This window comes from Acinetobacter lwoffii, assembly GCF_024129595.1.
Taxonomy (GTDB): Bacteria; Pseudomonadota; Gammaproteobacteria; order Pseudomonadales; family Moraxellaceae; genus Acinetobacter; species Acinetobacter lwoffii_O.
On sequence record NZ_JAMXXS010000003.1, the window covers coordinates 93,399 to 107,257 of the forward strand.

At 45.0% G+C, this 13,859-nt stretch carries 11 protein-coding genes; 2 read left to right on the plus strand and 9 right to left on the minus strand.

Annotated features, from left to right (window positions below; all coding sequences use genetic code 11):
- Window positions 1-119: 119 nt before the first annotated feature.
- Window positions 120-2,645, plus strand: a complete 2,526-nt coding sequence (gene ponA / locus NI466_RS02970) for a penicillin-binding protein PBP1a (RefSeq protein WP_253172666.1) — start codon at window positions 120-122, stop codon at window positions 2,643-2,645.
- A 51-nt stretch (window positions 2,646-2,696) separates the two neighbouring features.
- Here the strand turns inward: ponA and NI466_RS02975 are convergent, their stop codons facing one another.
- The 9 genes from NI466_RS02975 to NI466_RS03015 form a co-directional block, all read right to left on the minus strand.
- Window positions 2,697-3,500 (minus strand): putative RNA methyltransferase, encoded by an 804-nt coding sequence (locus NI466_RS02975; protein WP_253172742.1) that lies wholly within the window; start codon window positions 3,498-3,500, stop codon window positions 2,697-2,699.
- A gap of 54 nt (window positions 3,501-3,554) precedes the next feature.
- Window positions 3,555-4,673 carry a phospho-N-acetylmuramoyl-pentapeptide-transferase gene (gene mraY / locus NI466_RS02980; RefSeq protein WP_005265518.1) on the minus strand — a complete coding sequence of 373 codons (1,119 nt, stop codon included), beginning with the start codon at window positions 4,671-4,673 and terminating at the stop codon, window positions 3,555-3,557.
- Window positions 4,674-6,077: a UDP-N-acetylmuramoyl-tripeptide--D-alanyl-D-alanine ligase gene (locus NI466_RS02985; RefSeq protein ID WP_253172668.1), complete on the minus strand. Its 1,404-nt coding sequence runs from the start codon at window positions 6,075-6,077 to the stop codon at window positions 4,674-4,676.
- A gap of 9 nt (window positions 6,078-6,086) precedes the next feature.
- A complete protein-coding gene (locus NI466_RS02990) occupies window positions 6,087-7,583 on the minus strand; it encodes a UDP-N-acetylmuramoyl-L-alanyl-D-glutamate--2,6-diaminopimelate ligase (protein ID WP_253172669.1) in 1,497 nt (498 codons plus the stop codon).
- An 11-nt stretch (window positions 7,584-7,594) separates the two neighbouring features.
- Window positions 7,595-9,418 (minus strand): penicillin-binding protein PBP3, encoded by a 1,824-nt coding sequence (gene ftsI / locus NI466_RS02995; protein ID WP_005101401.1) that lies wholly within the window; start codon window positions 9,416-9,418, stop codon window positions 7,595-7,597.
- Between the two features lie 15 nt (window positions 9,419-9,433).
- Window positions 9,434-9,700 carry a cell division protein FtsL gene (ftsL, locus tag NI466_RS03000; protein ID WP_370940785.1) on the minus strand — a complete coding sequence of 89 codons (267 nt, stop codon included), beginning with the start codon at window positions 9,698-9,700 and terminating at the stop codon, window positions 9,434-9,436.
- Between the two features lie 76 nt (window positions 9,701-9,776).
- A complete protein-coding gene (rsmH, locus tag NI466_RS03005) occupies window positions 9,777-10,688 on the minus strand; it encodes a 16S rRNA (cytosine(1402)-N(4))-methyltransferase RsmH (protein WP_253172671.1) in 912 nt (303 codons plus the stop codon).
- Between the two features lie 184 nt (window positions 10,689-10,872).
- Entirely contained in the window at window positions 10,873-11,892 is a 1,020-nt protein-coding gene (locus tag NI466_RS03010; RefSeq protein WP_005248379.1) for a sulfate ABC transporter substrate-binding protein, read from the minus strand.
- A 244-nt stretch (window positions 11,893-12,136) separates the two neighbouring features.
- Complete coding sequence (locus tag NI466_RS03015) at window positions 12,137-13,138, minus strand: sulfate ABC transporter substrate-binding protein (protein WP_253172673.1); 1,002 nt, start codon at window positions 13,136-13,138, stop codon at window positions 12,137-12,139.
- 393 nt (window positions 13,139-13,531) lie between these two features.
- On the opposite strand from NI466_RS03015, the gene NI466_RS03020 reads away from it, so the two are divergent.
- Complete coding sequence (locus tag NI466_RS03020) at window positions 13,532-13,834, plus strand: hypothetical protein (RefSeq protein ID WP_253172675.1); 303 nt, start codon at window positions 13,532-13,534, stop codon at window positions 13,832-13,834.
- Window positions 13,835-13,859: the final 25 nt, after the last annotated feature.

The following is a 13,859-nucleotide window of genomic DNA, read 5'->3' on the forward strand; positions in this document are numbered from 1 at the left end:
CAATTGGTCCAGTCTATAATTTTATATAGATACAATAACTCATCTAACAATATGGATATCGACAGGATATACTGACCGGTAATTAGTTCGCCATTAGCTCTTATTAAAACTTACTTGTTATGAAAAAGCTATCTTGTTCAGGCCTTGTTCATCCATTTTTTTTGATCATTATCATTATAATGATCTCAATTCCGATGGGTTTCTATGGCATGTATCTCTATATTGCCCCATCTTTGCCTGAAATGTCTACGCTTAAAAAGGCCCCTTTATTAAAGCCTTTACAAGTTTTTAGTTCAGATAATGAATTAATTGCCGAATATGGAGGCAAGCTTTCTGTTCCCGTGAAATATGAACAAATTCCGCCCGAGTTTATTCATGCTTTCCTTGCCGCTGAAGATTCCAGCTTTTTTGAGCATAGCGGGATCAGCTTTAAAAGTTTGGGACGCGCACTCAGTGAGACGGTAACCGGCTCGGATGTACAGACCGGTGGTTCAACCATTACCATGCAAGTGGCAAAAAACTATTACCTTAGTCCTGAACGGACGCTGAAGCGTAAACTGACTGAAATTTTTCTGGCCCGTAAAATTGAGCAAAGCTTAAGTAAAGAAGACATTCTGACCCTGTATGTCAATAAAATTTTTCTGGGGAAAAATGCTTACGGCATCGCAGCAGCAGCTAAAATTTACTATAACAAGAGTTTAGAAGAGCTTTCAATTGCACAAATGGCCATGATCTCTGGCCTGCCTAAAGCACCTTCTCGATACAATCCGGTCGCCAATCCCAAACGTGCCTTGGAACGTCGTAACTGGATTTTGGGTCGTATGCTACAACTAGGCTATTTGAACCAGAGCCAGTATCAGCAAGCCATTGCTGAACCGGTAAATTTAGATATGCCTGACCGGAGTACCCGTAATAAATTCCCGTATGTCGGCGAAATGGTACGTTCTGAACTGGTACAAAACTTTGGTGAACAGGCGGTAGATTCTGGTTATAAAGTCTATACTACCATTCATAGTGAACGTCAGGCCTATGCGGAGCAAGCGGTACAAGAAGGTTTAGAGGCTTATGATCGTCGACATGGCTGGCGTGGTGCTGAAGCACATGATCAACCCCTCGACAAGTTCCGTGCCTATGCCAACACCTATCCTGCGCAAGTAACTCAGGTGGGTAATTCCAGTTTTGAAGCACTCATGCAGGACGGAAGCAGCGTGACTGTTCCCTGGTCAGGTATGTCCTGGGCGCGTCGCTTTCGTAACGTCAACAGTGTAGGTGGCGCACCGAGCAAAGCGTCCGAAATTGTCAAAGTCAAAGACATTGTTCGTTTAAGACCCAATGAAAATAAAACCTCTTGGTCATTGGTGCAGATCCCCAATGTGCAAGGACAATTGATTGCCATCAACCCAAATAATGGTGCGATTGAGGCTATTGTCGGGGGATATAATTTTTATCATTCGAAATTTAACCGTGCAACCCAAGGCTGGCGTCAGCCGGGCTCAACCATTAAACCTTTTGTTTATGCCCTGGCTTTAGAACGTGGCATGACACCGCATACCATGGTCAATGATGCACCCATTACCATTGGCAAATGGACCCCACGTAATTCGGATGGCCGTTATCTGGGCATGATCCCGCTACGTCGTGCACTTTATCTGTCACGTAATACAGTTTCAGTGCGCTTATTACAGGCCGTCGGGATTGAACGTACACGTCAGTTATTCATGGATTTTGGTTTACAGGACAGTCAGATTCCACGTAACTATACCATTGCATTAGGCACCCCACAGGTCCTCCCGATCCAGATGGCGACTGGCTATGCCACCTTTGCCAATGGCGGTTACCGAATTCAGCCGCATTTTATTACCCGCATTGAAGATGCCTACGGCAATACCATCTTTGAAGCCAAGCCTGAATATGCCTGCATTTCATGTATTAATGAAAAAGAAGAAACAGTTCAAGCCACTGACCCTATTACCGCAGATGACGAAGCAATTGCAATCAACAATACAACTTTAGAGCAAAAACAGGCTGCACCTAAAGTCTCTGCCGAAGACAGTAATTATCGTCAGGCACAGCGTATTTTAAAATCTAGCTCTGCCTATGACATGGCCAACATTTTGCGTGATGTAATTCAGCATGGTACTGGCCGTGCTGCATTAAGAATTGGTCGTAGCGATATCGGCGGGAAGACCGGTACCACCAATGATGCCAAAGATGCCTGGTTTGCTGGCTTTAATGGTAAGTTAGTCACCGTGACTTGGGTAGGCTTTGACCAGCCGACCACCTTAGGTCGCCGTGAATATGGTGGTGTGGCAGCTCTACCGATCTGGACCGATTTTATGGGCAAGGCATTAAAAGGCCAGCCAGAAGCATGGGTACGTTTAGACCGCAATGCCAAGGCGCCGGTAAATCGCAACAAGGGGGTTCAGGCTGATGAGCAGCAGAACGATCCGTCTTCTCCACCTCTGGCGACAGCGCTTTACCGTCCTGCACCTGTGGTCGTCCCGAAACGCACAGAAACTGACTTTGAAGATTTGCCAGATCAACCGATTCGTTTACCAGATGATGAAAGTTCTGCACCACAAGAACAGCCTCTTCAGCCGAACCGGGTAGATTCTCTGGAAAATCTGATTGAAGAAGTCCAGTAATCTGACTGATATAAAAAAGCCCTCAGTTGAGGGCTTTTTTATATGCATTTTTTATTTTTTCTGAAACAGGTAAATCTGATATTGCGCCAGTAATTCAAACTGATCCTGCTGTTCAAGTGCTAAACGACGTTCAGGTTTGGCCTTATAAGCATATGGCGTCATCGCAATCAGGTTTTTTAAATCAGCCTGTGGCAAAACCATTGGCGCATCAATCACCTGCTCACTAACCAGATTAAATTCATCTTGCAACTGCTCAACAAACTTCTGCGGCTCGTGTGGTTTCACTTCTTCAAACAGCGCTTCACGCATGGCATATAAATGTTGTGGTGCTGGTGTCACCACCATCAAATAAGACTTCGGCTTCAAGACCCGCAGGATTTCCTGTTTGGGAATCGGACTGAATAAACTGGTACACAGATCAATCGATTCATCCAGTACAGGCAAGGTTGCCCCGGTTCCCACCACCCAAGTAATGTCTTTATTCAGTCTGGCAGCCACCTGAACTGCATTCTTGGCAATATCAACTCCCACACATTGCAGCACTTCAGCCTGCATGGCATTGGTGTAATAGCCTTCTCCACAGCCAATATCTAAAAGGTTCTCAATCCGCAACTCGCGAATCTTTTCCACGACAGCCTGTTGCAAAGGCGCATAATGACCTGCACTAAGAAATGCGCGACGTGCCTGCACAGACTCAGGCGTATCTCCCGGGTTTTTGCTGTGCTTATGCTGAACCACATGCAGGTTCACATAGCCTTGTTTGGCGACATCGTAACTATGATGATTCTCACATCGCCATGTTCTTTCATTTAAGCTCAACTGCTGGCGACAGACTGGGCACATGAGTAAATTCATCATTTTCTCCAAAACAAAAAAGCCGGCATGCGCCGACTTTTTCTCATGCATTTTCTAACGCAATTTTAAGGTCATTAGACCCAAAACTACCAGCATAATCGTAATAATCCAGAAACGGATCACCACCTGGGTTTCACGCCAGCCTTTCTTTTCATAATGATGATGTAGGGGTGCCATCAGGAATACACGTTTATTGCGCATTCTTAATGAACCAATCTGCAGGAAGACTGAAACCGCTTCCACCACAAAGACACCGGCCATAATCGCAAATACGATTTCCTGACGAACCATGACGGCAATCGTACCCAGCATCGCACCAAGAGATAAAGCACCGACATCACCCATAAATACTTGAGCCGGATGGGCGTTATACCAAAGGAAAGCCAGACCCGCCCCGATCATGGCAGCACAGACCACCACCAGTTCAGACGAATATTTTACATAAGGAATATGTAGATAGTTGGCAAATCGCACGTCACCGGCCAGATAGGCAAATACACCCAGACCTGTAGCAACCAGCACGATTGGCATAATCGCCAGACCATCCAGACCATCGGTCAGGTTCACGGCATTGGATGCACCGTTAATCACGAAATAGGTAAAGATAATAAAACCAATACCCAACGGAATCATCGACAATGGAATGCTTAGGTCTTTAAAGAATGGAATCAATAGATCCAGCATATTCGCGGTATGCACTGGATTGGTCTGTTGCTGCGCAATCACATACAAGGCAATACCAGCACCTAATGAACCCACTGAAGTCCAGAAGAATTTTTTCTTCGCAGGCAAACCCGCATTGTCTTTATAACGGATTTTAATCCAGTCATCGGCCCAGCCAACGGCACCGAAAATCACCATCACACCCAGCACAATCCAGACATAAGGATTGGAAAGATCCGCCCAAAGTAGAGTCGAAATCCCGATTGAAAGCAGGATCAGTACCCCGCCCATGGTCGGCGTTCCCATTTTCTTGGCATGGTTTTCAGGGGCATACGAGCTGACTGCCTGACCATATTTCAGCGCCTGAAGCTTGCGAATCATTATAGGACCGAGCACCAGACCAATGGTCAGTGCCGTCAAGACACTGAGCAAAGCACGTAAAGTTAAATAACGAACCACCTGAAACGTGCTGTCAAAGCCCGCCAAATGTTCAAAGAGCCATAACAGCATTTAGAGTTTCTCCATCAATGCAGCCATCAATGTTTCCATATGGGTAAAACGCGACCCTTTAAACAGGAATGACATCGGCTGAGGTTGATGTGTTTCAATCAAACGAATTAAAAACGGTAATGCCTGCTCCTGATTCAGGAAAGCCTGCATTTTTTTACCATATTGTGTACTACGGGCACCTTCTTGTGCGGCCGGCGCAAATTCACCCACAGCCACCACAAAATTAATGCCTTTGACCGAGACCAGATCGCGACCGAGCTTGTAATGCTCGATTGCGGCAGATGAACCGAGTTCACCAATATCGCCGGTGACCATGACCCGGATACCCTGCTGCTGCGCCAGAACTTCTGCTGCTGCACGCATCGAACCCGGATTGGCATTGTAGGTATCATCAATAAATAAATAGTCTTTGTGCGGAATAAAGTTCAGACGACCTTTCGCACCCACGGCCTGTTCCAGACCGGCTACGATATCATCAAGATTAATACCGATCGCCAGGGCGAAAGCTGCTGCTGCGGTCGCATTTTCGACATTATGCTCACCGGCAAACGGCAACTGAACTGTTTTCGAGCCTTGCGCTGTATTCAGGGTAAAGGTTGAAGATTGAGCATCAAGGACTACATTGCTGGCATAGACTTCACCACCAGCACCAAAACTCAAGTTTTTTTCAGTTTTTACTGCGGCACGAATGGTTTCAGCAAAATCATCTGCAGCAGGAATAATCGAAGTCTCAGAGATATGCGCATAAATTTCGGATTTTGCACGGCAAATTCCGTCACGACCACCAAATTCACCTAAATGCGCAGTCCCAATATTAATGATTCCGGCTACATGCGGCTGCACCATTTTTGAAGTGTAATCAATTTCACCCTGATGACTTGCACCGAGTTCCATTACTGCATATTGATGTTCAGGACGCAGCTCAAGCAACATCACTGGCACACCAAGGTCATTATTCAAATTACCACGTGTCACCAAGGTCGGTGCCAGACGCGACAAGATGCTCCCCAACATTTCCTTAGTCGTGGTCTTGCCACTACTGCCGGTCAAGGCAATCACTTTGAGCTGAGGATTCTGCTGACGGCGATAAGCACCCAACAATCCCAATGCCAGACGGGTATCTTCTACCACTAGCTGGCAAATATCAGCATCCACCGGACGGCTGACAATGGCAATTTCACAACCTTGAGCCGCCACTTGCGCAATAAAGTCATGCGCGTCAAAACGCTCGCCTTTCAGCGCCAGAAAAGCATCACCTGCTTCTGCATCACGTGAATCAGTCAAAATCCGCTTGATCTGACCTGCAGGCTTTTTATCATTCAGCCAGTAGCTTTGGGTAGCCTGCTGTAATTGTTCTATGCTCCACGGCTCCAGCGCCGCAGTACTTGTTGTTGAGGTATGCATATCTGAATCCTAATGCGCTGAATAGGCTGAATCTGTGTTGCAATGCTGGGCATCAATCGCAGCTTGCACTTCGACCACGTCATCAAACCAGTGACGTACACCATCAATTTCCTGATAATTTTCGTGCCCTTTTCCTGCAATCACCACAATATCACCCGCCTGTGCGTGTTTAACCGCAAACTTGATCGCTTCACGACGGTCATGAATTTCATGATAGGTTTTGCCGGAAAAATCGATGCCATTTTTCATATCAGCAAAAATTTGTGCCGGATCTTCGGTCCGTGGATTATCAGAAGTGAGTACGGCGATATCTGAACCATCTAAAGCAGCCTGAGTCATCAGTGGACGTTTACCACGGTCACGATCACCGCCACAGCCGAAAACAGTCCAGAGATTTTGTGAAACATGACGTTTCAAGGTCACCAAAACCTGGGTCAAAGCATCCGGGGTATGCGCATAATCCACCACAAACAGGCGCTCACCATCACGTAGCACCTGCATGCGACCTGGCGCACCTTTAAGCTGTGGTACAGTTGCAATCAAATTGTTCAGGTCAAAACCAGCCTGCTCCGCCATGATCAGACTGGCGACCAGATTTTCAATATTGAAATGACCCAGTAATGGACTGTTAACCACATATTCAGCAGAAGCAGTTTCTAGTTTAAAGTTCGCACCTGAAATGCTGTACTGAATATCCTGAACCTGATAATCCGCTTTTTGCTTGGTGGAATAAGTCAAAATTTTAGGCTGTGCCGGATTAGTTTGTGCAGCATCCAGCATGATCTGTGCATGTTCATCATCGATATTGATGACAGCCACTTTTAACGATTCAAAACGGAATAAACCTGACTTTGCTTCTGCATAAGCTTGTAACGTACCGTGATAATCCAGATGATCACGGCTCAAATTGCTGTAACCCGCAATCTCGATATCACAACCATTCAAGCGGCCTTGTTCCAGACCATGCGAACTGGCTTCAATCGAGGCAAATTCTGCACCGGCCTGTGCATAGCCATGCAAGGCATTTTGCAGTTGCAAGGCATCCAGGGTGGTATGCGACGATGCTTCCAGATTTGGCAAAATCCCATTACCTGTGGTACCCATCACTGCACAAGCTTTGCCTTGCAGCATGATGAATTCAGCCACCAAGCGAGAAATCGTGGTTTTACCATTGGTGCCGGTGACTGCAAGAATACGCGCAGCCGCAACGGGTTGGATTGCTTGCAAATACTGCTTTTGCCATTGCCCCATGAGATGACGTACATCTGCCACCATCAGATTTGGAGATACATCCAGTTCAGTTTCTGAAATCATGGCCAATGCGCCCTGCTCTAAGGCTTTCTGGGCAAATTGAGCAGTTTTTTCCGGTTGTGACAGACTGGTCAAGGCAATAAAAATCTGTCCGGGTTTAACTTTACGACTATCCAGCTCGAAGCCCTGAAAGGATTGCTTCATCCAGTCAGCGACATCGTGAGGGGTGTAGAGATCTTGAAATGTAATAGACATTGATCACCTATTTACTGGACTTTGGGAGGTTCTAAAGGTTTGTCCAGAGGGACATTCAGCAGACGCAAGGATTCCTGCATCACGCGGGCAAAGACTGGTGCAGATACCGTACCGCCATAGTAGGTGCCTTGTGGATTTTCTACCACCACCACCATGGCAATCCGTGGGTCACTGACTGGTGCCACGCCGGCAAATAATGCCCGATATTCACTGGTCGAATAACCTTTACGGTCGGCACGCAACTTATGTGCAGTACCGGTTTTACCTGCCACGCGGTAACCTGGGATGGTGGCGCGAGTTGCCGTACCACCTGGTAAGGTGGCGGTTTCCATCATCAGCAGGACCTGATCGGCAATATTGGCATCGATCATCTGCTCACCTTGGGGCTGCTCTTCCAGTTTGTACAGGCTCAGCGGCATTTTTACGCCTTTATTGGCCAGCATGGCATAGGCATCAGCCAGCTGAAGTACCGTCGCATTCAGACCATAGCCATAGGACATGGTTGCCACTTCTGACACATTCCATTTGCTTGGCGGCAGAATCAGACCGGCACTTTCACCCGGGAATTTCACCGCTGAACGCTGACCAAAACCGAGGCGTTTATAGAAGGTTGGTAAGGTTTCATAAGGCAATGACAAGGCCAGTTTCGCCACACCAACGTTAGAGGATTTCTGCAGAATACCCCCGAGTGTCAACTGACCATAGTTATGCGTATCACGAATGGTATGATTACCGACCCGCATACTGCCCGGCGTGGTATTCACCACTGAATTCGCCGTATATTTGCCACTTTCCAAGGCCATCGCTACAGTCAGCGGCTTCATGGTCGAACCCGGCTCGAACGAATCGACTGCACCGCGGTTACGCATGGCATCCTTGTTGAGCAGGCTGTTTTTATCATTCGGGTTATAGGATGGCCATGAGGACAGCGCCAGAATTTCACCGGTTTTGACATCTACCGCAATCGCAGTGGCTGAACGGGCATTATTGGCAACACCGGCAGCCGTCAGCTCACGGTACATAATATATTGCAGACGCGAATCGATACTCAGGGTAATATTTTCGCCCGGTTCAACTTCTTTAATCACTTCCGGTTCTTTGACCCGATTGCCTTTTTTATCGCGAATGATCTGCTGCTCGCCATCCTTGCCGGAAAGACGGCTATTCAGCTGCATTTCCAGACCTTCAATGCCGCTGCCTTCGCTATTGGTCAGGCCAATAATCTGAGAGTTCGGCTGTGGCTGCGGATAATAACGTTTATAGTTTTTCTCGGTATACACACCCTGAAAATTACGTTTCATGATCAGTTCGGCCTGTTGTGGCGGAACTTCTTTTTTCAGGATCAGATAACGTGAACGCGGACGTTCTTCCATTTTTTTGCGCAGTTCTGCCCGATCCATACCGACTGCATCAGCCAGCTCATCCAGATTCAGGTTTTTATCCGGTAGCTGACGTTTGAGCTTGCGGCTATTCGGTTCTTTTTCCAGCGCCAGCATGGTCTCGTCATAGAGTTTTTTATTGTCAAAATAATCACGTGGATCAATCACAATTTTCATGATTGGAGTACTGATCGCCAATGGAATGCCATTACGATCATAAATTACGCCACGCATCGCCTTGATAGTATTGGTTCTTAAAATATTGGCATTGGCTTTATTTTGCAAAAAATCTTTATTAATAATCTGTACATAGAAAGCACGGCAAATCAGTGTCACAAAACACAGCAACACCACCGCCCACATGATGTAAAAACGATTGATATAAACATTTGAGGCATTTTTGTCGGTGACCGATTGTTTTTTACGTACCGGTTGCTTCTTTCTCTTGTCTACCATGTCGGAACGCTAGCCTTATTTTTTCTCATCTGAAGTTTGTGGTAAGGAAATCACGACACTTTGTGAAACCGGAGGTGAATACATACGCAGCTGTGTCACTGCACGCGTACCGATCTGTGCCGTCGCGCCGAAAGTTTGCTGCTCAATCAGCAAACGCCCCCACTCTGCATTCAGGTCATCCCTTTCACGCAGATAGGTACTCAGCTTTCTGTTATCCTGACGGTATTCAAATACCTGAAATACCACAAATACTGCACTGATGAAGACCATCAGTATCAGCATGAGATAGATTGTAACTTTTTTCAGCCACAATTTTTCTGTTTTTTTATCAACCACTTCCGTTTTCATGATCTGCCTATTAAGCTAAACGTTCTGCTACCCGCAGCCATGCGCTACGTGAACGAGGATTGGCTTTGACCTCCTCATCACTGGCTTTAACACGAGAAACTTTCTTTAAACGTCGCGTATCTTTCTGTTGTTGTGGCATTCCCCAGCCTGAATCTTCTTCAAGCGTTGACTCTTTTTGAATAAATTGTTTAATCAAACGGTCTTCCAGTGAGTGGAAGCTAATCACCGCCAAACGTGCTTCAGGTTTCAAGATTTCAACGGCCTGAGGCAAGAAGATTTCAATATCTTCTAATTCCTTATTAATAGCAATACGAATCGCCTGGAAAGTACGGGTCGCAGCATGCTTATTTTTTTCCCATTTCGGGTGCGCTACTTTTACAATCTCAGCCAGCTTTGCCGTGGTCTCAATATATCCGGCAGCCTTAATTGCCTTGGCAATACGGCGACTATAACGCTCTTCACCATATTTAAAAATGATATTCGCCAGTGCTTCTTCTTCAATCTGCGTCAGCCATTCTGCTGCGGTCGGACCTTGCGAGTTGTCCATACGCATATCCAGCGGGCCATCTTTCATAAAACTGAAACCACGTTCAGCCTGATCCAGCTGCGGTGAAGAAACACCAAGATCTGCCATCACCCCATCGACGTGTTCAATGCCCAATTCAGCCAATGCATCTTTCAGATCAGCAAAGCTGGCATGAATAATTTTAAAGCGTGAATCTTCTTGTTCGAGTTCAGCTGCTACAGCCAGTGCTTGTGGATCTTTATCAAAGGCATAGACGCGTGCATTTTCATCTAATTTGGACAGCAATAAACGCGTATGTCCACCACGGCCAAAGGTCCCATCCACATAAGTTCCCGTATTGCGACCCGCCAACAAGGCATCAATCGTTTCGTGAAGTAATACAGAAATATGTGACATAAAAACTCAATCAATAGGGGGAAAAATTTAACTGCACATTATCACCCTGTTTAGGCAAAGCTCCAAACGACTTTTTGTAGATAAATATTACTTTCCATAGAGAAAACCGTTTTAGCATTTTTCTCATACAAAAAAGCCTCCAGTTTTGGAGGCTTTTTTCAATCTAGATAACTTCGCAGATCAATTAACGTTTGCTGTTATAAATCTGGTCAAAAATTGCACCATTCACAAAATGGGTTTTCTGTGCATTGGCCCAACCACCAAAGACTTCATCAATGGTAAAGGTTTTGATTTTTGGGAACTGTGCCGAATATTTGGCTAATACTTTTTCATTACGCGGACGATAGAAATGTTTAGCTGCCATTTCCTGACCTAATGGTGAATACAGGTAATTGATATAACCTGTTGCTAACCATTTATTGCCATTTTTCTCTACGGTACGATCCACAATCGCCACTGACGGCTCAGTCAAAATGGTAATTGATGGATAGACGATATCAAACTTGTTTTTACCCAAGGTCTTTTGCGTGACCAAGGCTTCATTTTCCCAAGTCAGCAATACATCGCCAATCCCACGCTCGGCAAAGGTGGTCATTGAAGCACGTGCAGCAGAATCCATCACTTTCACGTTCTTATAAAGCTTGCCGACAAATTCCTGTGCTTTGGCTTTGTTACCGCCTGGCTGTTTCTCGGCATAACCCCATGCAGACAGATACACCCAACGCGGCAAACCACCGGTTTTTGGGTTAGGCGTAATAATTTGCACGCCTGGTTTGGTTAAGTCATTCCAGTCCTTGATGCCTTTCGGATTGCCCTTGCGTACCATGAATACGATCGTCGAGGTATAAGGTGCCGAGTTGTGTGGGAATTCTTTTTGCCAGCCTGGCTGAATCTGGCCAGATTTCACAATTTCTTCGATGTCATTGGCCAGCGCCAAAGTCACCACATCACCTTTCAGGCCATCGACCACAGAACGTGCTTGTTTGCCCGAACCGCCATGTGACTGCTTGAAATTCACATCCAGACCGGTGCGGTTTTTCCAGTAAGCACCAAATGATTTATTAAATTCATCATAGAATTCACGCGTGGCATCATAGGATACATTCAGAAACTGACGGTCTGCTGCTTGTGAAGCAGTCGCGGTCATGCCTAAACCAGTCGCCAATAAGGCAGCACTAAATAACGATTTTAATTGAATTTTCATGGCAGCATAGAGTTTATCTTCATTAGATATAACTATATGAAATAAAATCATTTATCGCAATTCACCCTACAACATCACAACACGATAAAATGAAAGGTTTTTCTGCATTAATATTTTGTTTTTAAAAGAAAAATATTATGTGTTATTCTACTTATATCTAATATATAGAATTTTATGCATTAGATATAAAGAAAATGGATAACACTTTAGCCATTTTCTTTATTTTATTTAGACTACCGTTTACTTATCTTTTTTCATTGTAAATCTGGTCATAAATCGCCCCATTCACAAAATGTGTCTTTTGCGCTTTGGCCCAACCACCAAAGACTTTATCAATGGTGAAGGTCTGGATTTTCGGGAACTGAACCGAATATTTGGCAGCGACTTTAGTATCTCGCGGGCGGAAGAAATATTTCGCCGCAAGCTCCTGCCCTTTTGGTGAATATAAATAGTTCAAATAGCCTTTTGCCAGATGGGTAGTGCCATTTTTATTCACGTTTTTATCGACAATCGCTACCGATGGCTCGGCCAGAATTGAAATCGATGGATAAACGATATCGTACTTGTCTTTACCCAGACCTTGGGTCGCCAGCAAGGCTTCATTTTCCCAGGATAAAAGCACATCCCCAATACCGCGCTCGGCAAACGTCGTCAGTGAACCACGGGCACCAGAGTCGAGCACTTTGACATTTTGATAAAGTTTTTTCACCAGCTCTTTGGCTTTCGCATCATTACCGCCGGGCTGTTTCAGTGCATAACCCCAAGCAGAAAGATAGATCCAACGCGGCGCGCCACCGGTTTTCGGGTTTGGGGTAATAATATCTACACCCGCTTTGGTCAGATCATTCCAATCTTTGATTTGCTTTGGATTCCCTTTACGCACCAAGAATACAATCGTAGACGTATAAGGTGCCGAATTACTCGGAAACTCTTTTTGCCAACCTTTCTCGATTAAACCTGCATTGACGATTTCTTCGATATCATTGGCTAAGGCCAAGGTTACGACATCGGCCTGCAAACCATCGACCACTGAACGCGCCTGCTTGCCTGAACCACCATGTGACTGTTTAAAATTGACCTTCTGTCCGGTTTTCTGCTTCCAGAACTTGCCAAATTCTTCGTTATATTCCTGATAAAATTCACGGGTCGGATCATAAGAGACATTCAGGAAATCTTTGGCGACGGAATTCTGTACAGCTGTTCCAACTAAAATTGTCAAGATTGCGGATGCTATTATTTTTTTCATCTTATGTAACTCTTTGTTTATATGAGCTGCACTATACAAATCAAAAATAAGCATAACAATCATTCATTTATAACAATATCTACAATCTATTTCTGATTTTGAGATATCTTCTAACAATTAAATCCGGATACATATTCTGCTAGAAAAGTAATCTTCTGCTACAATATAAGACAGTTCTTCACGTTCTCTTCACAGTTGTCTGTTAAAAATAGGCCACCAAAACAGGAAATTACGATTTTTGGTAATTTTCCACAGAGTTATATTATTTCTTTTGTAAAAAATGTGACTTGGTTCTACTTCTTTATGATCAACTGTGATTAAATTGTAGGCAGAGTATTAAAAAAACATTTTTAACAAAATAAAACCAACCCGAAGTAAGGAGGAAGTTTGGATATGAAATTTACATTATTCACAGCCAGCATCCTAAGCCTGATTATGTTGTTCTCGATTCAACTCGGTCATGCCGTCGTTGTGAAGACAGATTTGCCGAAGCCTACAGTAAGCACTGTTGAAAGCAAGACTTCGCCGATTGAAAAAGCGATTCAGCAACAAAAAACTGAAAAAACACTTCAAACAGAAGATAATTTCAAAGTCTTGACTGCATTTAAAGTCGCACCTTCGCAAAATTTCTTTGCAGAACAGAATTACCGCTTCACCCGCTTTGTCCAAAGTATTTTTTCGAGCGCTCATTCTTAATCAGCCTCAACAGCGCTGAATATTC